Source organism: Flagellimonas sp., assembly GCF_965222555.1.
In the GTDB taxonomy this organism is placed as follows: Bacteria; Bacteroidota; Bacteroidia; order Flavobacteriales; family Flavobacteriaceae; genus Flagellimonas.
This window is the reverse complement of record NZ_CBDCUG010000002.1, coordinates 62530-87929: the sequence shown is the minus strand read 5'-3', so window position 1 is coordinate 87929 and position 25400 is coordinate 62530. Positions and strand designations below refer to the sequence as shown.

At 39.1% G+C, this 25400-nt stretch carries 23 protein-coding genes; 6 read left to right on the top strand and 17 right to left on the bottom strand.

Annotated elements, in window-relative coordinates:
* Positions 1-41: 41 nt before the first annotated feature.
* The 4 genes from ACOQO1_RS02905 to uvrA form a co-directional block, all read right to left on the bottom strand.
* The gene (locus tag ACOQO1_RS02905; RefSeq protein WP_420601361.1) at positions 42-3668 is read right to left on the bottom strand and encodes a gliding motility-associated C-terminal domain-containing protein; all 3627 of its coding nucleotides are present in this window, start codon (positions 3666-3668) and stop codon (positions 42-44) included.
* A 256-nt stretch (positions 3669-3924) separates the two neighbouring features.
* Complete coding sequence (locus ACOQO1_RS02900) at positions 3925-4095, bottom strand: hypothetical protein (protein ID WP_420601360.1); 171 nt, start codon at positions 4093-4095, stop codon at positions 3925-3927.
* A 64-nt stretch (positions 4096-4159) separates the two neighbouring features.
* Positions 4160-5605: a T9SS type A sorting domain-containing protein gene (locus tag ACOQO1_RS02895; RefSeq protein ID WP_420601359.1), complete on the bottom strand. Its 1446-nt coding sequence runs from the start codon at positions 5603-5605 to the stop codon at positions 4160-4162.
* Positions 5606-5801: 196 nt separating this feature from the next.
* Positions 5802-8579, bottom strand: a complete 2778-nt coding sequence (gene uvrA / locus ACOQO1_RS02890; protein WP_420601358.1) for an excinuclease ABC subunit UvrA — start codon at positions 8577-8579, stop codon at positions 5802-5804.
* 247 nt (positions 8580-8826) lie between these two features.
* On the opposite strand from uvrA, the gene ACOQO1_RS02885 reads away from it, so the two are divergent.
* Together ACOQO1_RS02885 and ACOQO1_RS02880 are read left to right on the top strand one after the other, a co-directional pair.
* Positions 8827-9408 (top strand): RNA polymerase sigma factor, encoded by a 582-nt coding sequence (locus ACOQO1_RS02885; protein WP_420601357.1) that lies wholly within the window; start codon positions 8827-8829, stop codon positions 9406-9408.
* Positions 9409-9480: 72 nt separating this feature from the next.
* Positions 9481-9624 (top strand): hypothetical protein, encoded by a 144-nt coding sequence (locus ACOQO1_RS02880; protein WP_420601356.1) that lies wholly within the window; start codon positions 9481-9483, stop codon positions 9622-9624.
* 29 nt (positions 9625-9653) lie between these two features.
* Here ACOQO1_RS02880 and ACOQO1_RS02875 read toward each other — a convergent pair whose 3' ends face one another.
* Positions 9654-10319, bottom strand: coding sequence for an endonuclease III domain-containing protein (locus ACOQO1_RS02875; protein ID WP_420601355.1), 666 nt, complete (start codon positions 10317-10319; stop codon positions 9654-9656).
* 43 nt (positions 10320-10362) lie between these two features.
* Between ACOQO1_RS02875 and bcp the strand changes: the two genes are divergently transcribed.
* Positions 10363-10821 (top strand): thioredoxin-dependent thiol peroxidase, encoded by a 459-nt coding sequence (gene bcp, locus ACOQO1_RS02870; RefSeq protein WP_420601354.1) that lies wholly within the window; start codon positions 10363-10365, stop codon positions 10819-10821.
* A 53-nt stretch (positions 10822-10874) separates the two neighbouring features.
* Positions 10875-11597, top strand: coding sequence for a carbohydrate-binding family 9-like protein (locus tag ACOQO1_RS02865; RefSeq protein WP_420601353.1), 723 nt, complete (start codon positions 10875-10877; stop codon positions 11595-11597).
* A gap of 28 nt (positions 11598-11625) precedes the next feature.
* Here ACOQO1_RS02865 and ACOQO1_RS02860 read toward each other — a convergent pair whose 3' ends face one another.
* Entirely contained in the window at positions 11626-13092 is a 1467-nt protein-coding gene (locus ACOQO1_RS02860; protein WP_420601352.1) for a TonB-dependent receptor, read from the bottom strand.
* Positions 13093-13179: 87 nt separating this feature from the next.
* Here ACOQO1_RS02860 and ACOQO1_RS02855 point away from each other — a divergent pair, with 87 nt between their 5' ends.
* Both ACOQO1_RS02855 and ACOQO1_RS02850 read left to right on the top strand, forming a co-directional pair.
* Positions 13180-13944, top strand: a complete 765-nt coding sequence (locus ACOQO1_RS02855; protein WP_420601476.1) for an MBL fold metallo-hydrolase — start codon at positions 13180-13182, stop codon at positions 13942-13944.
* 4 nt (positions 13945-13948) lie between these two features.
* Complete coding sequence (locus ACOQO1_RS02850) at positions 13949-14443, top strand: hydrolase (protein WP_420601351.1); 495 nt, start codon at positions 13949-13951, stop codon at positions 14441-14443.
* Here the strand turns inward: ACOQO1_RS02850 and ACOQO1_RS02845 are convergent.
* The 11 genes from ACOQO1_RS02845 to ACOQO1_RS02795 form a co-directional block, all read right to left on the bottom strand.
* Positions 14440-15099 carry an alpha/beta hydrolase gene (locus ACOQO1_RS02845; RefSeq protein ID WP_420601350.1) on the bottom strand — a complete coding sequence of 220 codons (660 nt, stop codon included), beginning with the start codon at positions 15097-15099 and terminating at the stop codon, positions 14440-14442. The two genes, ACOQO1_RS02850 and ACOQO1_RS02845, sit on opposite strands and share 4 nt — an antisense overlap.
* Before the next feature lie 9 nt (positions 15100-15108).
* Entirely contained in the window at positions 15109-15432 is a 324-nt protein-coding gene (locus ACOQO1_RS02840) for a hypothetical protein (protein ID WP_420601349.1), read from the bottom strand.
* Positions 15433-15435: 3 nt separating this feature from the next.
* A complete protein-coding gene (locus ACOQO1_RS02835; RefSeq protein ID WP_420601348.1) occupies positions 15436-16689 on the bottom strand; it encodes a dihydroorotase in 1254 nt (417 codons plus the stop codon).
* Positions 16686-18608 (bottom strand): BatA domain-containing protein, encoded by a 1923-nt coding sequence (locus tag ACOQO1_RS02830; protein WP_420601347.1) that lies wholly within the window; start codon positions 18606-18608, stop codon positions 16686-16688. The genes ACOQO1_RS02835 and ACOQO1_RS02830 overlap by 4 nt, the downstream gene beginning before the upstream one ends.
* A gap of 117 nt (positions 18609-18725) precedes the next feature.
* Complete coding sequence (locus ACOQO1_RS02825) at positions 18726-19733, bottom strand: glycosyltransferase family 2 protein (protein ID WP_420601346.1); 1008 nt, start codon at positions 19731-19733, stop codon at positions 18726-18728.
* 38 nt (positions 19734-19771) lie between these two features.
* Positions 19772-20224 (bottom strand): hypothetical protein, encoded by a 453-nt coding sequence (locus ACOQO1_RS02820; RefSeq protein WP_420601345.1) that lies wholly within the window; start codon positions 20222-20224, stop codon positions 19772-19774.
* Positions 20225-20238: 14 nt separating this feature from the next.
* Positions 20239-21018, bottom strand: coding sequence for a sterol desaturase family protein (locus tag ACOQO1_RS02815; protein WP_420601344.1), 780 nt, complete (start codon positions 21016-21018; stop codon positions 20239-20241).
* An 85-nt stretch (positions 21019-21103) separates the two neighbouring features.
* On the bottom strand, positions 21104-22888 hold the full coding sequence (locus ACOQO1_RS02810) for a tetratricopeptide repeat protein (protein WP_420601343.1): 1785 nt from the start codon (positions 22886-22888) through the stop codon (positions 21104-21106).
* An 86-nt stretch (positions 22889-22974) separates the two neighbouring features.
* The gene (locus tag ACOQO1_RS02805) at positions 22975-23658 is read right to left on the bottom strand and encodes an SGNH/GDSL hydrolase family protein (protein WP_420601342.1); all 684 of its coding nucleotides are present in this window, start codon (positions 23656-23658) and stop codon (positions 22975-22977) included.
* A 41-nt stretch (positions 23659-23699) separates the two neighbouring features.
* The gene (locus ACOQO1_RS02800) at positions 23700-24800 is read right to left on the bottom strand and encodes a family 20 glycosylhydrolase (RefSeq protein WP_420601341.1); all 1101 of its coding nucleotides are present in this window, start codon (positions 24798-24800) and stop codon (positions 23700-23702) included.
* Between the two features lies 1 nt (position 24801).
* Positions 24802-25383 (bottom strand): hypothetical protein, encoded by a 582-nt coding sequence (locus ACOQO1_RS02795; RefSeq protein ID WP_420601340.1) that lies wholly within the window; start codon positions 25381-25383, stop codon positions 24802-24804.
* Positions 25384-25400: the final 17 nt, after the last annotated feature.

Sequence of the window (25400 nt, the reverse complement as noted above, 5' to 3'; positions counted from 1 at the left end):
GGTTTATTCGAATGTTTTGGAATGGTTTTTCTGAAGGTTGGCTAATCTCGATTTATATATATGTATCCTGAATAATTGGCTTGACCAGGATTGTCTTCTTGGAATTCCAAAATGTAGAAGTAGGTTCCACTAGGTAATTCCCTTTCTTCAGATATGGTGGCCCTGGCCTGGGAAATGCCATAGAAAAGATTGGTGCCTTGTCCGTAACCATCCACTTTATATACTTCCACGCCCCATCTGTTGAATATTTTTACAGTGTTGTTTGGGTAGTTTTCTATTCCCTCAATATGGAAATAGTCATTTACGCCATCTCCGTTGGGAGTAATACCATTAAAAATCTCAAAATTGGAACCATCTACACATGCACCAACGACGGAAGTGATGGTAGGTTGACCTTCACTAAAACTGTTATTATCTGACAAATCAAGAACCTGATTGTCTGTATTGACAGGTTCGGCCGTTACCGTAGCTTGATTTTCTACTGTACCAATTTGTAAATCAGCTTGAACTATGGTATAAAAACCAGTGTAGGTCCATTCCTCATCTATGGAAAGCACACCGTCATTGCCCACATCACTATCTCCAGGGCCTGAGATGTTGTCTAAAAGCTCATCGCTCAGTACAACGGCATCCAAGTTTGATGTTCCAGTGTTCCTTACGGTAAATGTATACGAAATGGTCTCATTGCACCCATCGTTATTTTGATCTATCAATTCTCCTTCTTTAATGAGACCCAAACCACTTGAGGCATTCTTACATGTTTCTGAATCAATGATGGTTGTGGTAGGGTCATCTTCAAGATAACTATCATCATCAGAAATGTCAGAGACTTCAATATTGAACCCTGTAAGGTTGGCAGTTACCATAGCTTGATTAACTACTTCTTCTGCATCAACATCATTTTGGGTAATTCCATAGAAAGCAACAAATGTCCATACTTCGTCCGTGGACAAAATCCCATCTTCATTGGTATCCCCAGATGTTGGATTGGACAAATCATTTTCTAAAAGGTCATCGGTCAATACTAAAGAAGCCAAGTCAATAGGCCCTACGTTTGTTACGGTAAAGGTGTATTGTATGGTATCATCGCATCCATCTCCTCCTTGATCTAGAAGCTGCCCCTGTTTTATGATTCCAATAGGTGAACCATGATTGTCACAGCTTCCATCCACAGGAGTAATGGTTGGCTGGTTTTCAGAAAAACTATCATCATCGGACAAGTCTTGTATTTGATTGTTGTTCGGTCGGAAAGCTTTTACAATTGCTTGGTTCTGTACTTGCCCCTGATCTATATCATTTTGAGTGATATCGTAAAGCGCATTGTAAATCCATTCCTCATCTGGGGATAGGACATCATCGTTACCCAAATCACCGGAATCTGGCCCAGGCACCGCTCCACCCAAAAGGTTATCTTCAAAGGTCACCTGCGTTAGATTTACATCACTCAAGTTTTTAATGGTGAAAGTATAGTGAATGTGATCATCACAGCCATTGTTGTCAATGTCCAAAAGCTGAGCTGTTTTAACTAGCCCCAAAGGTAATTCATAATCATCACAGACATCTTCCTCCAAATCAATTGTGGTGCCATTGTCTTCAAAATAACTATCGTCGTCCGATTCGTCATCTATTTGGGTATTGGGATCGTTGATTAGGATTGCTTTTACTTCGGCTTGATTGTCGACATTACCATTGTCAATATCCTGTTGGGTAATGTCATAGAAAGCAATATAGGTCCATTCTTCATTTGGAGACAGAATGCCATCGTTCCCAATGTCCCCTGAAAATGGCCCGGACACCTCACCACCCAAAAGGGTATCTTCAAGGGTTACTTCTTCCAAATCTACATTACCGATATTTTTAACGACAAAGGTGTATTCAATGTGATCATCACAGTTGTTTCCATCAAGGTCGAATAATGCAGCGGTTTTAATGAGCCCAATGTCAATATTTTGACAGGAACTGATATCGGTTACGGTTGGACGATCTTCTACAAAGTCCGTATGATCGGAAAGATCACTAACCGGACTGTTTGGAAATCCTTCTACGTTTGAGGTTATAGTGGCTTGGTTCTCAACAAACCCTTGGTTCAAATCATTATGGGTGACGTTGTACACCGCTTCATAGAACCAGACCTCGGCTAAATCCAGATTTCCATCGTTGTTGTCATCACCTGAATCGGGGCCAGCTATTGGGGCGTTGAACAAAGGATCGGTCAACACCAAATTGGTCAAGACTTGTGGTCCTTGATTGCGAACTTCAAAAGTATAGGTAATCTCATCGCAGAAGTCATTTATCATTGCTGTTTTCCTTAAGGCAATCCTTGGTTGGCAAATACTAAGATCAGTTATGGTAGGATCATTCTCTAAGATGCTATTGTCATCTGAGAGGTCTGTGCCCACTAAATTGGGTAAGCCCGGGAGATTGGCGGTAACAGTGGCCTGATTTTTGACTTCTCCGGCATTTCTGTCTGATTGTGTGATTTTATAGACTATTTCATATTCCCATGTTTCCCCAATTTCCAATAGTTCATCACCATCATCACCCACTATTACTGCAGGGAACATAATTGGATTAGGACCGAAAAGGGGGTCAACTATCTCCACGTTTTCCAGCGGTAAGCCTGAAATATTATGGTTGGAAACATAAAATCTGTAAACAATATCCTCGCAGTTATCAATCAAATTCCCTTCTTTCACCAGTGCAATAAAAGGTTGGCAAGAAGTAAGGTCGGTCAACGTAGGATCATCCTGCAGATAATTATCATCATCGGAAAGGTCACTGAATTCTTCATTAGGGAAACCTACTACGTTGGTGGTGACTGTAGCTTGGTTTATTATCTGTCCTGATAATATTTCGGTTTCGTCTACATCATACACTACGGTATAAGTCCATGTTTCAATAAATGGTTGCATAAGACCATCACCATTATCACCAACGGGTAGTACAGCAATAGGGTTTGGCCCCAAAAGAGGATCAATAATCTCAATATTTTCAAGTTCATCACCACCGGGACTTCGGTTTTGGACATCAAAAGTGTAAACAATGCCCAAACAATTGTCCAACATCATGGAAGTTTTTATCATTCCAATGCGAGGTTGGCAATCCATTAAATCAGTTGTGGTTTCTGTGGATGAGTCGTTTACGCTTATTCCCTGTCCTTGAACATCGGCTTCTACCAAGACTTGCTCATTAAGAATTTGACCATTAATCCTATCCTGAGTCGTTATATTGTATGTTTCATAATATTCCCAAACTTCTCCAGGCCCCATTATGTTGTCATTTCCCGCGTCGCCAGAGTCAGGGCCATTAATAACTCCTCCTAACTGTGGATCGGTAAGCACTACATTTAACAAAACTTCTGCAGCCGTACTCGTGTTGGATACGGTATAGACATAATCGAATTTTGTACAAGGTTCTTCTCCATTAGGGTTTCCGACCTTTGTAATTTCAATACTGGGAACGTAGAGACCCATTTTACTGGTGGAACTTTTACCTCTTTCATTTTCAGCAATGGTAGATGGTATGGTATAATTTTCAACAAGCTCTTGTTGCTGAGAAGTGTCGGTGAGTAATACATGACATAATGAAAAAAGCGCCAGTAGACATAGAAAAAGTAAAGCGAGATTCCTTTTTTGTTTTGTTTTTTTGACAGTAGGGTAGGAAGACATGGTTTAAAGTTTGCGAGTGGTTTACGTTTTGGTAATTTCTCACAAGAATATGCGCTTTTAGCGTATTTATGCGTTAGTGATTGATAGATACAGGGAGAGGTTTGATGAATGTAGGATATGAATTGACACACGTTTTTTGCTGATTGATGAGTTCATTGTAACTCAAATACAGAGATAGCGGTGATTGCTTGGAAATATCAAGGTAATTTCCTACAAATTGATCAATAGGAAAAAGAAAGTTACCCATTGGTGAAAATCACTCGTCAACAAAAATTGGGGTAATGTACTTTCCAAAAAAGTGCATTTTTTCCATCAAATACCAAGCTGTATGCGATTTCTTGCTTTGGGTCAACTCCCTTAGGGTGTCTTCAGCAATTGGATGGCCGTTTACCTCCTGCAGAATCGGGACTAATAATATAGTCTGCATATTTGATGAGCTATGAACAATTAAGGAATAAAGGTGATAGAGTGTATGTTCTAGCTTAAATGCATCAACGTATGATTATTTTTTTGGACTGCGATGTGCCATTTTTATTATAGATCATCATTAGATAAGTCCCTGTGGGAACATCACTGACATCGTATCTATTTTGATCAGGAAGAAAAGCCTTTATAACATTTCCAGAAAAATCAAATAAATGGATACCCATTAACTCCGTTTTGGACTGAACCACGTGAAAATGTGTATCACTAGGGTTGGGATAGATGGTTATCTTATTGGATGGACCTTCCTCCGACATAAAATTTTCAGCCTCCTCTTCCTCTTCTGTTAATTCAAAACACAGGTTTTCATCAATAAGGATAGTATTGTTGGCTATATAATGATATGGAGGTGGGGCGTCTTCGCTAGGTAATATTTCCTCGAGGTTACAAACATTAAGTTGCTCCAAAAGGCTGTGGCCATATACATATAGATAATCGACTGCTGTTGTCAGGTTTGGGGCATTTATGGCCTTAAGGTCTAGATTCTGGTGGAAGTACACATAACCTCCGGTGGTTTCCAGCAGTGGAAAATCGACCTCTACCAGATTATCGTTTTGATGGAAGTAAATATAACCCTCCACCGAGGTTAGGTTTGTAAACACCAACTTGGTAGGCTCTTGGAAATCTTCTTGATGGTAGAAGATGTTTTCGAGCGACTGGTCGGTAATTTCAATAATGTTCAATTGATCTTCTTCTAGGCAGTAAGGTGGCCCTGCGTTCAGGCCAGGATTGTTATTGTTCACTGTTAAATCTTCATCCACCACTAGGCTGCACAAGTTTAGTTTTTTAAGCTGTGGATTATTAGTGATAGTTACAAAATCAACCTTCCCTAGATTTGGAGCATCAACAATCTCTAAATTATCATTGTTGAAAATATGAAGGAAGGCCCCAGCATGTTCGTTGCAAAAATGACCAATACTAATCAAGTTGGGCAAGTTAAGGGACAACATGGAGTGATTAAGGTGAAACCCAAAACCCCCACAAATTTTTTGTAACTGGGAAGTATCCAAAGTGATCAAATTAGGATTCGCATAAATATGAAGATCACCACCTGTGCGTTGTAACTCTGGTACAAGTATATGTTCCAATTGTGGATTTTCCACAATTACCGCATTTGCGCTAACGTGCCGTAACTTGGGGAATGTGACTTCCAACAGGTCTGGATTTTCATCAATATATAATGTGCCACCTACATCTTCCAATAATGGAGCCTCTATCACAATCAGATTTGTATTTCTGCGAATATCCAAGGAGGCTCTGACTGAAACTAAATTGGGAAATATCAGTTTTGTTGGTACGAGGTAATTTGCGTCTAAATAAAAGGCTGGATCATCAATGGTTACATCTGGGATTATTAATTCATCAGGAACATTCTCAATTTCCGAAAGGGGACATGATTTACCAATTGCTAGATTGCAGAAGAGCACAAGTAAAATAAGTGTAATTTTTTTCATGGGACATTTTTTTTGGAGCGTTTATAAAACAGGTCAAGTAGAAATAACTACGTTTCCATAATAATACTCTAAAGATAAATGTCAGGACCTATTTGATTGATTGTCAATTGATGAATGGCTACTTTGAGTTGACGGATATCAAAAGAGATACGAATTTTGGCTGTGTTAGGTAAAAAGGAAATGGTAGAGAACCCACTTATAATTTTGATGCCAAATAAGTAGCTGTATATGATTTCTTATTTTGAACCAACTCTTCTGGGGTACCCTCAGCAACCAGATAACCTCCATTTTCGCCACCTTCCGGACCAAGGTCTATGATGTAGTCTGCACATTTAATCAATTCAATATTGTGCTCAATAACAATTACAGAGTGGCCCTTGGCTATGAGTTCATCAAAAGATTTCAATAGTTTTTTAATGTCATGGAAGTGCAGTCCGGTTGTGGGTTCATCAAAGATGAACAATGCTTTTTCCTTGGTATTTCCCTTAACAAGAAATGAAGCTAACTTTATTCGTTGTGCCTCTCCGCCGGAAAGGGTGGAGGAGGACTGCCCCAAAGTAACATAGCCCAAACCCACATCCTGTAGGGGCTGTAATTTGTTTACAACCTTGGTTTGATCAAAGTTTTTGAAATGATCTATGGCCTCATCAATGGTTAAATTGAGGATGTCGTCAATGCTTTTGCCTTCAAACTGCACTTCCAGGATTTCTTTTTTAAAGCGTTTACCATTGCAGACATCACATTCCAGATGCACATCGGCCATAAACTGCATTTCTACGGTAATCTCACCTTCTCCTTTGCATTTTTCACAACGGCCTCCATCAACATTAAAGGAAAAGTGCTTGGCTTGATAGCCACGCAGCTTGCTCAACTTTTGTGAGGCAAAAAGTGCCCGTATGTCATCGTAAGCCTTAATGTAAGTAACGGGGTTAGAGCGAGAGGAACGCCCAATGGGGTTCTGGTCTACAAATTCAACATGTTTTATATGTGCATATTTGCCCTCTACTTTAGTGAATTGTCCGGCTTTTTCACCATAACCACCCACTTCTTTTAATATGGAAGGATACAATATTTTTTTGACCAAGGTACTTTTTCCGCTCCCAGATACCCCCGTTACCACGGTTAGCATGTTCAATGGAAAGGTAGCATTGATGTTTTTGAGATTATTTTCCCTTGCCCCAATAATCTGAATATGGTTTTTGGAAATACGCCTTTCAGAGGGAACTGCTATTTCTTTGTTTCCATTTAAATAATCGGCTGTTAGGGAATTGGCCTTTAATATTTGGTCCAAACTTCCGGTTGCGACCACTTCCCCGCCCAAGGTTCCGGCCTCCGGGCCAATATCGATGACTTCATCAGCGGCTTTCATAATATCCTCATCATGTTCCACAACAATCACGGTATTGCCCAAATCCCGAAGGGATAACAGTACTTCAATCAAGTTTTCGGTATCCTTGGGGTGAAGACCAATACTTGGCTCGTCCAAAATATACATGGAGCCCACGAGACTACTCCCCAGAGAAGTGGCGAGATTAATGCGCTGACTTTCCCCACCAGAAAGGGTATTGGATTTTCGATTTAAGGTAAGGTAGCTCAACCCAACCTTGCTCAAAAAATCCAGTCGTGTGGTTATTTCTTTTAGCAATCGCTTTGCAATGGTGTTATCGTGTTCTGATAATTGCAATTCTTCAAAAAAGGGAATCAGTTTTTTGATGGGTAGTTCAATCAAATCAGAAATGGAATGACCGCCCACTTTTACATAATTGGCTTCTTTTCGTAATCGTTTTCCTTTACATACCGTACACTTGGTTTTTCCGCGGTAGCGCGATAGCATGACCCTATTTTGGATTTTATAGCTCTTTTCTTCCAGCTGTTGAAAAAAAGCATGGATACCAGTAAAGTGTTCATTGCCATCCCAGACCAATTGCTTTTGCTCATCGGTCAGCTCAAACCAAGGTTTGTGGATGGGAAAACCAAATTTGTAAGCGGAGTTGACCAGTTGATCTCGGTACCAACCCATACTTTCTCCCCGCCAAGGAAAAACAGCATTCTCAAAAACTGACAAGGCTGTATTTGGAACCACCAAATCTTCGTCTATACCTATAACATCTCCGTAGCCCTCACATTTGGGACACGCTCCATAAGGGTTATTAAAACTGAACAAGTGTACATTGGGTTCTAAAAACTTCAGCCCATCCAACTCAAATTGGTTGCTGAAAGTCTTGATTTCCTCATTTTCCAAATTCTCAAGGGCGCACTGTCCTTTCCCTTCAAAAAAGGCATTGTCCACCGCATTGGCCAAGCGGTTGTAAAAATCCTCATCATCTTTTATCACAATTCTATCCACGACCAAATCAAACTCCTTACCTATATCTTTAGGTGCTTTGTCAATTCTGAGGACTTCTCCTTTATATTTGATTCGTGCATAGCCCTGCTTGGAAAAAAGCTCCAAAGATTTTAAGGAATCCCTATCTTCCTTTATGGTTATGGGGGCCAATAACAGAAGCTTGGTTCCCTCTTGCAGCGGTTTTATATAATTAATGACATCGGTGACCGTATTTTTTTTGACCTCGTTCCCAGAAATAGGGGATAGAGTTTTACCGATGCGCGCGTAGAGCAACTTTAAATAGTCATAAATTTCTGTTGTTGTACCCACAGTTGATCTTGGGTTGGTTGAATTTACTTTTTGTTCTATGGCAATGGCCGGAGCTATACCTTTTATATAATCAACCTTTGGTTTGTCCAATTTCCCCAAAAACTGCCTTGCGTAAGATGAAAGACTCTCTACATATCGCCTTTGACCTTCTGCATACAGGGTGTCAAAAGCAAGACTTGACTTCCCAGAACCGGAAAGTCCGGTAATGACCACCAACTTATTCCTTGGGATTACAACATCTATGTTCTTCAGATTGTGAAGCTTAGCACCCTTAATGATAATATTTTGCTTGGGATCTACGTTCTTGATAGTGGTCATATGTTAAAATTTGCGTTTCAAAGATACGCTACACCGCACTTAATACGTATATTGTATCAGTTAACATCGGAAAATGCCCAAATCACAACATTGTTTTTTTACGGGCATGCTGTTTTTCTATATTTGATGTGTAATTAAAAAGCTGATAGGCCTATACAGAAATAATTACTTTTTTAAAATTAAGCTTACAACTCTAGCCCTTCTTGGTAAAGGATGGCTACTAATTTTAACCAAAAAAGTAATTTGTATGGAACTACAGATTGACGACTCGATATTAGTAAAGAATTACATTGCCGGAGATGAGAAATCCTTAGAGGCACTTATCAACAGGCATAACCAAAGAATTTCCAGTTTTATTTATTCTAAAGTAATGGACAGGGATGTTGCAGAGGACATCTTCCAAGATACTTTTATTAAAGTAATTAAAACATTAAAAAGGGGTTCTTATAGTGAGGAAGGCAAGTTTTTGCCATGGGTAATGCGAATAGCGCACAACCTTATTATAGACCATTTCCGTAAAAACAAGAGGATGCCCAAGTTTGAGGGTAGCGATGACTTCAACATCTTCTCTGTTATCAAGGATGAAAAGCTAAATGCTGAAAAACAGATCATAAAAAATCAGATTGATAGCGATTTAACACTTTTGATCGAGGAATTACCTGAAGATCAAAAAGAAGTATTGATCATGCGAATCTATAAGGATATGAGTTTTAAGGAAATATCCGAAAACACTGGGGTTAGCATCAATACGGCATTGGGAAGAATGCGTTACGCGCTCATTAACCTTAGAAAAATAGTGGAACGTAATAATATCGTTTTAACGAATTAATCGGTATTCCATCGAACACAGCAATATTTCCATTTTAGCGGCGTTATCTAATTGTAACATTAATGCTAGAATATGGAAAACATTTACTCTGAAGAACAAGAAACCGTAAAAACGGTAAAAGCTAGACGAGAAACCATTGATTTCTTGCTTAGCTACTCTAAATCGATTCAAGTAGTTGATTACAAACGACACAAATTTGAAGTTACCTTAAATTAAGAGCTTCAAGAAAACACGAAAAAGAGCCGCTAATTGCGGCTCTTTTTGTTTTTATGATATTCGTTCAGAACTGTTTTTCTTCCAATAGTTTGGGTTATAATGTCCTTTTCCAGGTTCCAGCCCCTCGCTGGTGAATATTCCCTCCCGTACCAAATAATCTGTAAATGCAATTTGTTCCAAACCTCTTTTGGGAAAAGACGTTTGGCATCTTTTTCGGTCTGAACCACATTTTTGCCATTACTGAATCCCCAACGGTACATGAGCCTATGGATGTGCGTGTCCACAGGAAAAGCAGGAATGCCAAAAGCTTGGGACACCACAACACTAGCCGTTTTATGGCCTACAGCTGGTAATTCTTCCAACAGTTCAATCTCCTTTGGGACTTCTCCATTATATTTTTCAATCAAAATTTTGGATAGCCCATATATTCCCTTCGATTTCATTGGTGATAGACCAACGGGCTTTATGACCTCCCTAATTTCATCCACACTGAGTTTGACCATATCATAGGGATTATCAGCCTTTGCAAATAGGAGCGGAGTTATTTGGTTGACCCTGACATCCGTACTTTGTGCCGATAATAATACCGCAATCAACAAGGTATAGGGGTCTTTATGGTCCAAGGGAATTGGAATTGTGGGATAAATTTCATCCAATGTCTTCAGTGTGAAATTTACCTTGTCTTGTTTCGTCATATTAAGTTAGCTTTGAATAAATTTTTTAAAAGCTTGAAAATACATGAATACGCTAAAAGTAGGTGATAAAGTACCTGAATTTTCTTCAATAGACCAAGATGGGAATGCTATAAATCTTAGTGATTACAAAGGAAAAAAGCTGGTGGTCTTTTTCTATCCGAGGGCAAATACGCCCGGTTGCACCGTTGAGGCATGTAATTTAAGGGACAATTATGAAGTATTGCAAGAGCAGGGATATGAACTTTTGGGCGTGAGCGCCGATTCTCCAAAAAAACAGACAAACTTTAGAAACAAATATAATTTTCAATTTCCGTTACTGGCCGATGAAGACCATACTGTTATTGAGACATTTGGCGTTTGGGGACCAAAGAAATTTATGGGTCGCGTGTTTGATGGCATCCACCGTAAAACCTTTATTATTGATGAAGATGGTGTAGTGGAGAAGGTAATAGACAAAGTAAAGACCAAAGATCATGCGCAACAAATTTTGGACGAAGCTTAATGAGTATTGGTTTTGCTCAACATATTGAAGTATGATAAACTTGTAGCATTACCATGAAAAACATAGTTCTTTATATTATAGCAACAGTTTCCAGTTTTTGTTTTTTTGAAAGTAAAATGAGTGATGATATGAAAACCTATACCGTTTTAAAAACCCAAATGGATGAGGGTGAAACGATAGTGCCTTTGACTGAAGAGCAATGGGAAAAAGCAATTCCGCTAACAGATTTCTCACAGCCATGGAGAACGGAGCCAATGCAGGAAACAAGTTTTAAGGCCTTGCATTCTGATAAATATCTATACCTGAGATATGACGTAAAGGACACCAATCTAATTATTTACGATGATTATAAGAGAAAACGGGATATTGTTAGATCTGATAGGGTTGAAATTTTTTTAAGAAAGGATGTTGGCCTTAAAAATTATTATTGCTTGGAGGTAGACCCTAATGGAGCTATATTGGATTTCTCCGCTACCCATTATAGACAATTTGATGATGATTGGACATGGCCTAAGGGCCACCTGTTTACCAAAGGAACTATTTTGGATGGTGGATATAGATTGGATATGATGATCAGTAAAGAATCTTTGGAAGATTTAGGGCTGATTGTCAACAACGTATTGGAAGCAGGAATTTTTCGAGCAGATACAGATTTGTTACCGGATGCTGAAAACCCAGATGGGGATTTTAAATGGATTACCTGGGTAGACCCAAAAACAGAAGACCCAGATTTTCACGTCCCAACATCTTTTGGTAAACTATTATTGGCAGAATAACCAGGTTTTTTAGGAATGGAATACCGGTTTACCCTTTAACCTCTTCCTCTTTTTTTGGCTGTGCTTTTTTGGCGAACAACTGTTTTTCTTTGATCATTCCAGCAATCCCTTCAGGCAACATTTCTTCCCAACCATCTTCACCTTTGGTAATCTTTTTTAGAACATCCCTTGAGAAAATGTTCATGACATCTGGATCGTAATCAATAATATCCATCACCTTGCCATTGTATTTAAAGAACTTGTACAATTCCTTCATACGTGGGTGCACCTTCACATTGTTGCTGGTCATGATTTGTCCAGTAGCCGCATCTTTCATTGGGTACAGGTAAACTTTTAAATCCTTGAAGAACAATTTTCCAAAGGCTTCCAAGATGCCTCCACTTAAATCCCGGTAGTACTTTTCATCAAAAATGTCAACCAAATTGTTGACTCCCATGGTCAATCCAATTTTGGCCTTGGTGTAATTATTGAAATACTCTACCAATTTGTAATATTCCTGAAAATTGGAAATCAATACCGTATGTCCCAGAGAACACAGAAGTTCAGCCCGATCCATAAAATCCCGCTCATCAATTTCACCGGCAGCCTTTAAGTTGGAGAGCGTAATTTCAAAAACAACTATGGTATTTTCGTATTCAACCGTCTGTTCCCGTATAAAAATGTCATACGATTTTTGGAACATGTCCATGTTTACCTTGGTCACTGGCCTAAAACTACCTCGCAATGCCAAAATGTTCTTTTTGTAAAGCACTGCGGCTGGTAATAGATTGTTCCCATCAGGACCAAACATCACCGCATCGGTCATGTCATTTCTAATAAGCTGAAGGCTCATCAGTCTATTATCAACATCCTTGAAATTAGGTCCCGTAAAATTGATCATATCAATTTCAATGGTATCCTTGTCAATGTGATCGTATAAATATTTTAGGAGCTTTTTTGGTTTATGATATTTGAAAAACGCTCCATAGATAAGGTTTACCCCAAGCGTTCCAAGGGTTTCCTGCTGTAAACGAGCTTCATTCTGCTTAAAGCGAACATGGAGTACAATTTCATCATACTCTTTTTGCTCGGGATCTAACTGGAACCGAATACCAATCCAGCCATGCCCTTTGTATCGCTTAGAAAAATCTATCGTGGCCACTGTATTGGCATAAGAAAAAAACAGGTAGTCAGGATTGTTTTTACGGCTTATCCGCTCCTCCACCAAGCGCATTTCATGCTCCAACATGGTTTTTAATCTGGCCTGGGTTACATATCTACCATCTTTTTCAGAACCATAAATAGCATCACTAAAGGATTTATCATAGGCGCTCATAGCCTTAGCAATGGTGCCAGAAGCACCACCAGCTCTAAAAAATTGTCTGGCTGTTTCTTGACCTGCACCTATTTCGGCGAAGGTTCCATAGATATTTGGATTAAGATTTATTCTTAGCGTTTTTGCCTTTATTGAAGGAATATTTTCAAAAGCATTTTTATTGCTGGATGCAGTGGACATAGCCTGAATTTTATAAAGACAAAGTTACACTCTTCATCAAATCTATTAAATAAATAAGTTATAATTTTGAATTTAATGGATGATGTGATGACCATTACTTTTCTGGGAACCGGAACCTCACAGGGTATTCCTGTAATTGGCAGCGATCATCCAGTCTGCTTAAGCAGTGACCCAAAAGATAAGCGGCTTCGTGTTTCTGTTTTAATATCTTGGAAAGATTATAATTACGTCATAGACTGTGGCCCTGATTTTAGGCAGCAAATGCTTGCCAACCCAATATCAAGATTGGACGGAATACTGTTCACGCATGAGCATACAGACCATACCATAGGATTGGATGATATTCGTCCCTTTTTCTTTAGGCAGGGCAATATTCCCATATATGCCAGTGAAAAAGTAATAGATTCCCTTAAACAACGCTTTGATTACGTTTTTGCAAACGAAAATAGATATCCAGGTGCTCCTGCTGTGGAAGTGAATACAGTTGAAAAGGACAAGTCCATTGTGCTAGGTGATATTGAAGTGGTTCCCATTGAGGCACACCATGACAAAGTACGGGTATTCGGATATCGTTTTGGTGATTTTGTATATCTGACAGATGTAAAACGTGTGGATGAAGACCAGATAAAAAAAATCATGGGAGCAAAGATATTGGTGGTCAATGCGCTACGTCAGCAACCGCACCAATCACATTTTAATTTGGAAGAAGCCATTACCTTTGCACAAAAAATAGGGGCGGAGAAGACCTATTTTACACATATAAGCTATTTGTTGGGTTTTCATGAAGAAGTGGAAAAAGAACTTCCGGATAACATCTTTTTGGCCTATGATAATTTGCAACTGAAAATTTAATAACATGAAAAGTAAAATTTTCCTTTATCTATTTGTTTTTGCCGCGTTGATTGTTTTGTACCAATTTATAAGTGCGAACAATATGCAAAATAGTTTGAATACCAATGTTGAAAAACTAGAAAAAGAGATAACAGGTTTAAAGGACTCTTTGCAGCAGTCGCAATTGAAAATATTGGATATCCAATATTTCTCCCTGGAGAACAATGATGATGCCTTGGCGTATTATGATCACCTAAATCTAAAGGACCCGGTTAGATATATTGAGGATAAACTTTTGGAAACCAACGAAAAAAAAGGAAACAACCCATTGGTGCCTTATGATGGTATGGAAAGCGATTTTAAAATCAACAAAATCAAAATACTAAACCATAAATGGTTGTTGGCCGATTTTTCCGATGGCAAATATTGGGGAGACCTGGTCATTAAATACGAGCTTAAGGATGATTTGGGAGTGGATTTCACCCTAATGGATCACCTTTTATATACACGGAGCAATTAAATATGCTTGATCAACCATTCTTTAAAAGAATAGAAGTTTTGAGGGGACACGCCATGCCCAACGGGAAACTCCTCATAAACATGTTGGACATTTAGTTTTTTTAGAAAGTCGGGTGTTTTTTGAGCCCATTCCACGGGAATGACCTGATCAACCTGACCATGTGAAGTATAAATACTCAGTTGACCAAAGTCCTTACTTTCATATCCTTTTTGAAGAATGTTCTCGTTGATATACCCACTGAGCGCGATTACATTTTTTATTTTTTCCGGAAATGAAAGTGCTACGGCATAACTGAGTATGGTCCCTTGGCTAAAGCCCAAAAGTGTTATGTTTTCCTCATCCAAATCGTGTGCCGTGCAAGCTTCTCCAATGAAGTGTTTTATCTTATCCCGGGATTCGATTGCCTGTTTATCATCACTCCATTTTCCATATTCAGCATCAAAATTTATGGCATACCACGCATGACCGAAGGGGTCTAAATCATAGGGAGCCCTAACTGAGATCACTACCAACTCCTCTGGAAGCTCTGAAGCAAACGAAAACAAATCTTCCTCATTGCTTCCGTAGCCGTGGAACATGAAAACTACTGGTTTTTTACCAGATTGTATTGTAGACGGACGTATTAAATATTCAAGGGATAATGGGGTGGGGGACATCGTTCTAAATTATGGAATAAAGGTAAACCATTTTTGAAAATAAGGTCCCAAGATAGGCAGCAATTGCTTTTTTTGCCTGATGGCTCCTTGCAACCCATATATTAAACAGAACAGGTATACCGCATAAAGGACCATCCACCCTGAATCTACTGCTGAATAGTTCAGGAAAAAGGCAAAGGAATGGTACAGCAAATGAATTCCAAATGCCTGACGGATATGAAAACGTGCAAAAGCACTTTTGGGTTCAATATTCATGGTAATAGCTATCAAACATCCAACAATGGTAATGTATGAAACTATTGCGGTTGTTTTTCCTGATTTTGATTCACTCAAAACTTAAATTGAAATTTGATCGTTATTGATGATCCCAAAAACTTTTCCTTTTAATTGGGATTCTAAAAACATGCTGTTCTTGGATGTGGATAAAATGGAATCCATAGTAAATGTCATTTCTTCAGAAGGGTCAAATAGTGTTAAACAAGCTTTTTCACCCTCTTTAAAAATAGGAGATTCCAATCCAAAGCGTTCACGACCCTTGGTCAATAAAGCAATGGTATCTTCTAAACCAAAAATCTGGTTTAAACTTCCAAAGGCCGATTCCAATCCGATGGTCCCATCAACGGCATTATCAAATTCAACCCTTTTTTCTTCAATATCAATGGGCAAATGATCGGTTGTAACAAAATCCACAGTTCCATCCTTTAATCCTTTAATAAGGGCCTTGGTATCGGATTTGCCACGCAAAGGCGGCGAAACCTTAAAGTTGCTGTCAAAACCTTTTAAATTTTCATCCGTAAAGATTAAATTATGTATCGCTACACTACAGCTTACGTTCAGTCCTTTCTTTTTGGCGGCGGCAATCAATTTTACGGAATTAGCTGTTGAAACCGTTGGAATATGCAATTTCCCTTCTGTATATTCCAAAATGAACAGATCTCGTGATATTTGAAGTTCTTCCGCCAAAGCTGGTATTCCCTTTAATCCCATTAAAGTAGAAACCTCTCCTTCATGAACGATACCTTTCCCCTGTATTTGACCATCTTGAGGATACGAAAAGACCAAACCATCAAAATTTTGAGCATATAACAATGCTATTTTTAACAGGTTTGGATTGGAAATCTGCTTTTTAAAATCATAGAAAGCTACGGCTCCTGCATTTTTCATATCGAAAAGTTCTGCAAGATCTTTTCCTTCGGAATTCACGGTCAAACTTCCCAGCGGATGCAAATTGGTGCTATTTCCTTTGGCTCTGTCCTTTAAAAAGACAACATCGGAACTGGTATCAGGTAGTGGATTGGTATTTGGATTTAGAACAACATCCGTAAAACCGCTGTTACTGGCTACATGCAATCCGTTGGCAATGGTTTCCCTTTCTTCAAATCCAGGCTCCCCAAAACTCACGCCACTATCAAACCAGCCTAAAGAAACATGGAGGTTTTTATGATTTACCAATTTAGTGTTGGAAGGTAGGTCAACGGATGAGGCAATCTTTTCAATAATCCCCTTTTTTATGAGAATATCCCGCTTTTTTAGATGTAACGCTTTATTTTCCGAGCATACTATTTTTGCGGACTTCAGCAGAATGTTCATGTAACGAATTTTTGAATGATTACTTCCACAAGAATCAGAAACAGTGCTAAAATAACAAACCATTTCCAATAAGCAGTAATACTGCGCTCCTCTTCCAAATGTTCAAAAAGTAAAGCAATGGTATCCTGTGAGTTGACATTGGGTATATTTTCAATATCCATATAGCTGAGTTTGCTCTCGTCCCTTGGAAAATTAAAACTGATATTACCAAGTCTTTCATCACCATTATTAATACCATAAATACCATCCATAGTAGGATTTTCATCAAAAGTAAGCCTTACTTTGTTCGGAAAATTTTGTTGCAATGGTATAAACTCATACTCTTCTTTGGATAGATTAAGAATAGCATTGTTACCAAGCGTAATGGGAATATCAACAGTAGTGGGTTTGCCCAATATATGATAAGCATCGGATGCCTTAAGACCGAAAGCCGCCATATTATAGAATGTGGGCACAATCAAAGGTGAATTTTTAAAATTGGAGTTTTCTGTCTCCAGAGATGTGGTAAAAAAGTAAAACCCATCAATACCGCACAAAAAGGGATCATTTCCATCCAAAGAAAGTAATATGGGTGCTCTTGATCGTATTTTGAAGTACTCATTGACGGTTGGATATTGGAAATTGGAAACCTCTTTTTCAAAAACATTGCTATATATAGGATGCTGAAAGGCTATAGAGGTCACTTTTTTGCTAACGCTGCTTTTTTCCAAGTAACCCGAAGCAAAGAATCCTGATAAAAATTGATTGTACGACACCAAATCACTTTCCATGGACGGAACAATAATTACCGTCCCTCCATTTTGTTTAAAGGTGCGAAGCACTTTTTGCAAGCTGTTGGGAATGGATTTCAAATTATTAAGAATCACGACATTCTGCTTGTCCAGGGCACTATAATCAAGTTGTGACGGGGTATAGCTATTGAAAATGAACTCGTCCGGAGTAAACAAGCGTTTCAGGTAATCACCGTTGGAATCGCTCACCGCCAAAACCTTTATTTTTTCCTTTTTGTTGATGTTGAAAAAGAACTGGTTATCATACGCCAAACCATTATCAACAATATGCAAGCGGCCGTTTATTTCTTGATTGGAAGGAACAGAGAACACTACTTCCGAAGAACCGCTTACTTTAAAACTTGCCGAACTTTTGGCAATCAGCGTTTCATCATTGTATAATGATATGGGCAAATTCCCTGCATTAGCTTCACCTGAAAGAAACACGGAAAGTTTGGATTGTTCCGTTGGGTTGACTTGAAGGCTCACCGAATCAATGGAAACATTTTCCGCTGTCTTAGGATGTAGGGGAACAAAATATGTATTGACTATTGAATCCCTTTCATAATTGGAAGAAGCTATTCTTTCTTGAAAATCAGAAACTAAGATCAAGTTCTTGTTGCTATTACCCGTTCTGGAAAACAGGGAAGCTGCCTTTAATTGAATTTCATCAAGATTCAATTGTTTGTGGGAATAGGGCAGTGACAATAGATCATTTTGAATATCCTTGATTGTTACGTTCAGAAAAGTTTTCTCATTGGTAAAAAGGCTAAAAACACTTTCAGGGTCAATATTTTTTATCAGCTCTTGGGTAGATTTCTCTAACAATGACAATCCATTGCTTTTCGCCTGCATGCTGAAAGAATCATCTAGGTATACAACGGTTTCCTTCTCTTGCAAAGCTGTTGTTGAAGCAGAAAAAGGCTGAGCAAATGCAACTATAATGCAGGCCAATAGTGCCAATCTTGTTAGGAGTAACAGCCATTTTTTAAGTGTATTGCTTTTTCTGGATTCAGCAATCACTTTTTGTAGCATTGCCACATTGGTGAACGGTGTTTTTTTAAACCTGCGAAGTTGAAAAAGATGTATTAAAATGGGAATGATAAGAAGTGCTAAGGCCCAAAGGATTTCCGGATGTTTGAATTGCATTCCCAACTTTGATTGGACAAATATAGGGATTAAAACAGTTTTGTTATTAGATTTTGGCTGTTAAGACTTTGATAATTTAGTTGACAGCAATTAGGGATTGATTATTGTCCATTGAATTCAACAAAAGAAAAAATAATCCAGCATGGGCTCTTGTTCCAATCCAGAAAAGAAAGCTCTGATTTCTTGTTGGGCAATTTCATTCGCTACCGTAACAATACTCTGCGGATTTTCTATACTTTCCAATGCAGTAAAGTGAATCAATTCCTTACCATATATCTTCTTGCCAATCTTTTGGGGGTTATCACATAGCCAGTTGAAATCAATGTTCTTGGAAACAAGACTTTTAGCAATGGTTTTTCCTTTGAATCCAGCTCCCCAAATGACCAATGGGCGACTTTCATCATAATCCAATTTTAAAAAATAATGAAGTTTTATATCCAAAAAGTAATTTTGGGCATAGTGCTCATGCGTTCGTGAAGTACGACTGTCATAATCACGCCATAAATGCAAGATTTCCGAACATGGAATTATCTTTAAGCCCTTTTCATAAAACCGAAAGGTAAGATCATAATCTTCAGGATATCTGTTTGGCTTAAATGCACCACAAAACTCAAAATCCTCTCGATAGGTCATCCAGCATGGAGAGGGGATTACGCATTCTTTATAGATTTCCGAATAATTTTTACCGGTTGAAGTCAATTCATTTAACCAAGCCTCATATCGTTCATATCCATTGCTGATACCTCTGTCCGAAAAATATTTTACCTGACCTACGGCTACATGTCCCTTACCATTTTTAATAAGTACATCCCACATGAATTGTAATCGATTGGGTTCCATTATGTCATCAGAATCCATGCGGGTAACAAAATTTCCTGTGGAATTGGCATAGGCAGTGCGAAGAGCGGGAATGATACCTTCACCTTCATTGGTGAACACTTTTATTCTTGAATCTTTTTGGGAATACGCTGAAAGTAGTTCAAAACTTTCGTCATCTGAATGGTCATTAACGGCCAACACTTCCCAATGGACATAACTCTGATTCAATATGGAATCTAAACACTCTGGAAGAAAATGAGCAGTGTTCTTAAATGGAATAAGGATGCTGACCTTGGGGTTTTGCATTGTGCAAAGTAAACAAAATCCCAAGGTATACATCCAAATTAATCAAAAGGCTGGATATCGGGTTCCATATAACTGGTTCTTGCCCTTTCGTTGGAAAATATGTCAAAGGCATAATGTTGGTCCAATAACGCCTTAAACGCATGCTTCAACCGTGGAAATTCTTTGATGAACCCATAAAAATCATCTGCATTTGATTTTTTCATAAAATGCTGAACCGTTTTGACCGCGGCTATGGTCACTGTTGTGTTGAACTTGGTTCCATCGCCATGTAGTTTATCAAACTGCCTAATTTCTGAACAAGATTTGTCCACAGCACCTTTTTCTCCATATTTAGTGATATACAACCAAGCCAATCTTAAATGCGCTTCATGATCAAAAAGCGAAGGGGGGAGGTCTCCTTTTTCAAACAAGTTTTCAAATTGGACATCGCTCAATTCTGAATGATTGGTGATTGGTTTTTTATACCATTGATTTGGATTGGAACAGGACATTTGTACAGCTTGTTTTATGCAGTTTCTTTTTTGTTGATATCCTTAAAAGTTAGCATATCCCAGACCTTAGCCGATGCTCCATGATAGAATCCGGTCTCATTTTCATAACCTTTTGGGTTTTTAAAGGTTCCAAAGATGATATCAAAAAGTGGAATATCGGAGTAATTGTAGGCATGGACTCCCTTGGCATGATGCACTGTATGTGCTTCTGGTCTTTGGATAATATATCCGATCCAAGCCGGGGTCTTGATGTTACTGTGCTGGAAGATTCCCAGAAAAGTGGTAATCAAGATAAACAAAGTACTCGCTTCAGGAGTGAAACCGGCAACAACAACCAAACATAGACTCCCCAAAAAGGTAAACCCGATCATGTCCATGGGGCTAAAATAAAATGCTCCATAACTGTCCATGCGCTCTGCACTGTGGTGCATCTGGTGGAATATCTTCCAAAGTCTATCATTCTTGTGCATACTCCTATGCCAGATGTAAAGGCCAAATTCATAGATCATGACACCCACAAAAGCACCCCATCCGGCACCCAAGGCGGTTAGATCAAAAATTTGGTACTCCACTAGGTACGTATCCCAAATAAGTGGGAAATAAGTGGATAAATAAAAGAAAACTGCAAAGGAGGTAAGTCCTCTTAGTTTCCAAAATTTCATTTTTGGGAGCTTTCTGGCCGGAAAAACGGCCTCCCATACCATTAATACCCCGTACATGCCCAATACAATAAGTGATATTGGGTCAATAAGTACCTCCCAAGGGTTTGGTAAATTCTGTAAAATAGTTTCCATTTTTACTTTTTAAAATGTTAGATCATGTTTTCACTTATATAGGCAAAAGTTTTTGCCTTACAATGTGAGGGAGCTTTGTAAGTTGTTAAATGCTCCACGCATGGGGCGACTCCGGAACATAACTGCAAAAAGTCCCTGTTTTTATGGAATTTGTCAGGTGTTTGGCCAATTTGGGGTGTACTTTCTCAATTTTTTTTATTGAACTACGTATTCTCCAGGTAACCGCCGATCTGGCTTTTTCCAATGAGGAACCTGTTTTTCTGGTTTTATTTGACATCCCCGTAACCTGTGAGAGATGGTTGAGCAGCGTTTCGTATGCTGTCCTAAATTCTTCAGCTTTGGAAGTATGCCCCATTTCTTCCGCATCAAGAATATCTGATTGTAGCGCCTGAATTTTGGATTTATAGTCCTTCATGGCCTTACCATCTATCACGTCGGCACCCTCACTTTCCAAAACTGAACCCATTAATTCGGCACAATGAATTTGCTTTTCCGGCTGTTCCAATAATTTGGCAATATCATGAAGGCCTTTCGAGTCTTTAAGTAATGCAGATTCCCCTGAATAATCCAGTTCCCATAATTCTCCCGTGTTCACAAAACTTCCCTTAGTGCTTATGGAAGCGTTTGTAGACGTAATTGTATCAAGGGATAATGTTTTTTTTCTGCCCATATATTCCCAAAAGGGTTCCAAATGGGATTTCACCTTATAGGGGTTGACGGTTATTTGCCATTCAAGCGCCTCTTGGTTGTTGGGTTCTTTTCCTTTGTTGATATTCCTTTGGAAGAGTTCCAAGTATTTCTTCCAGTAGCTATTCATCTTATCCGGTTCGGAAAGATGGTAATAGGCAGCAGCTACATATGCCGAAAAATCCGTCCAAACAGAAGCATCCGAGACTTTTTCAGCAAACTCCACCGATTTTTGATAATCCCCTAACTCAAAATAAATAAAAGAAGCATGCGGAAAATATACATCGGGGTGCAAGGGGTTTAGATTCTTGGCTTTAAGGTAGAGTGCTTCTGCTTCTTTGGCATGGCCCAAATAAACCAAACAAAATGCGATGAGAATAAGATTGTCGGCATCGTTAGGATTCATTCTAAGCGATTTTCTCAAGAAATGCTCCGATTTATCATAATCTCCCAAATACAAAAATGTTCTTCCTAATACGGCTAGGGATATATAGTCGTTTTCATCCAGTTCAATGGCCTTAAGTGCATATTCATGTGCCCCTTTTTGACTTATTTCCCAACGGTCCCATAGTTGACAGCTCCATTCATTAAAGTAGGATAGCGAAATCCCGGAGTAGGCTCGAGCATATTGAGGATCTATTCGCAAAGCAGCCTCAAAATGTGCTCTGGCCCTAAGATCACTTTCCACAGAACCTTTTTTTAAAAGATTCATGCCCAATAGCCAGTTTTCATACGCCGCAAGATCAACAGATTCCTTTTTATAGGAATAGGAGAGCAAATCATGATTGATTTGCTGTTGTAATACATTTACTATTTGTTGGGTAACAGTATCTTGTGTGTGTAAGATTGTTTCGAGGTTTTCATCATGATTACCCGCAAAAACGACTTTATTGTCCCGGGTTCTAATCAGTTTTATCCCAATTCTAAAACCCTTTTCCAATGACCTAAAACTCCCTGTTATGATATAGTCCGTTCCTAATTGGGAAATGGAAGATGTATCTGAAATACTGGAAATGCCCAATGAAGAATATTGAGAGATGACCGAAAGTCCTATAAATTTTGAGAAATTTACAATAAGGTCCTCCGTAAACCCTAGGATAACAGGGCTTAATTTATCTGCTTCACCTAAAATTTGAAAAGGCAAAACAGCAACTGTAGTTTCTTTGTTGCTTACCAACTCCACTTTGAATCACTTTGCGGGGACCTTTATGCTTGGTATTCAAATATACGGAAATGCTCTTATTTCACTCTCAAGGTAAAAGTACCTTACTATTTTGACAATGCCTTGGCAATAGCTTTTACTACAAGGCTTTCCATAATTTTATATCCTTTTTTGGTAGGGTGCACACCATCTTCTGCCAGTTCTTTTGGAAGCCCGTTACGCTCATCTGTCATAGCCGAGAAATAATCCAGATAAACTATTTCTTGTTTCTCTGCTGTTTTTTTTAGCATGGCATTAAGCTTGGGAATTTTCAGGTTGGGTTCTAGGCCAGGGCGCCATGGATAGTCAAAAGCAGGCACTACGGAGCAGATAATTGGGTGGATACCATTGGCTTTGGCAAGATCCACCATGGAAAGAATATTATCATGGATTTGTTCAAGGGACATAGGACCTGTATTTCCAGCTATGTCGTTGGTACCGGCTAGAATCAATACAACCTTCGGCTGTAGGTCAATGACATCCTGGCGAAACCGTAAAAGCATTTGAGGTGTGGTCTGCCCACTAATCCCTCGATTGACATAAGGTTTACCTTCAAAAAACTCTGGATTTGCCACGGACCAGCCTTCCGTTATGGAGTTTCCCATAAACACCACCCTATTTTCACCATCTTTTGGCGCATCCATCATTGAATTGGACTCCTGATATTTTTGCAAGTTGGGCCAATCCTGTGCCTGAATGTCAATAGTAGTCATTATACCTGATGTCAAAATGACCATTAGTAAAACCCTCATATTGTTTTTGTTTTGAAGATATGTTTTTTGAATAGCCCAAGCTAATTGCTTTGTTCTAGTTTGGCAATTGACTTGCACATTGCCTTAAAGGTATCGACTGCACTGATGTGTTCTTCACCTTCATTTTTGGGAGGGTTTTTAAGCTCTTCCATAAATCTTTCAGCTGAAGACCAGTAGGTGTGCATGGTTCCCAAAAAATGGGATGCCATTTTTTTTGTGGAATTTACCTTAAAATCGGCCATCATCCTCACTTGTTCCTGAGCTACTCCCGGTTTGCGCCATGGACATGCAATTACGTCAAACCCCTTCATGGCAAATAACGCCGGGGTGGGGTATGCTTTTTCATAGTGCCAATCACAGATAACCACTGATTTGGGAATCATGTCTATTGCTCTAGCGGTGTTATTCATGCTCGCTTCCCACATCCCGATACCAGTCTCAGCTCCATCAATAAGCCTGTCTCCCCAAATCCACAGGCGCTTGTTCTGTTTCTGTAGATGGTCATTTATTTTACGGACTTCGTTGGCAAAAAGCACAGCAGGATCATGACCGTTACACCTAGGGCAATCTTCATGGGCAAGGTAAAAAACCTCATCCATTCCCGCGTGAAAGGCCTTGGCCTCAAAAACTTCGGTTATTTCATCTACCAAATCGAATACAACGGCATGTACATCTGGATGCAAAGGACAATAGCTTTTGCAGTAAAGCCCATCATCATTGGGCCATTCATATTTTTCGGGTAATTGAATATTTGGGGTTTCATCAAATTCTGGATACACCTCTATCAATTTGGTAGCTTTGCTATGCCAGCTTTGATGTCCTAAAAGATTCACCTGGGGAATAATTTCAATACCCAGACTTTTACATGCATTTACCAGTTTCTTTACCTGTGCTTTACTTAAAGGGTTTTCTCCACGGAGTTCAGGTCTTGATTCGTAGGCATACCTATAGTCTACGCGCAGGACTAAAGTGTTTATGCCATTCGGAGCCAATTGATTCTTGGCAAAATCAATGAAATTATCCAGAGATTCAGGTTGGGGAGCCGCTACGCAAAAGCCCTTGACCGCAAAGGTCTCTTGGGCATAAGTGGCCAGTTGAACTGTAGATAGGAGAACGAATAGAATTTTTGTTAGCCGTTTCATATCAATTACTTTTTGGTGGAGTTATCATAATATGAGCTCTGTGCGTACCCGGATTCATTATCCAAGCGTGACCTGGTGGAGTAGGGGTTGTGGGCAATCCAGTGGATTCACCTGTGGCATAAGGAATATAGAAAACATAGCGAACATATGGGTTTTCAATTTCTTTGCTTTCTGGATCAACCGTTCCGGTAAATACACATAAGGTTGTTTTATCCGGCATTTTTAGCTTTCCAGATTTCACCTCTTCCTCACGGATATCGAAGATTTCCTGACCATCTTTTCCTTGCTTTCGCAATTCCCTTCCCCTGGCCATAAAGGGCTCCAAATCTTTGTGGTACGCTGCAGTTGAAAATTTTTCCCTTTTGGGGTCAGATGCGATGGCAATATAATCGTTGGTACCTTCTTTTAAAGTTGTAAATTTTCCTTCGGAGTTATAGCCGTATACTTTAGCCCCTTCCTTATAATCTTGGGGAACAGCCATTAAAGCGGTTTTTATCTGCCATTCCTTGGATGGGACTTCTTGGGAAATCATAGATTGAAAGCCCAACATCAAGACGATATTAAGAACGATTATTTTTTTCATGGTCTTAAGGATATTTG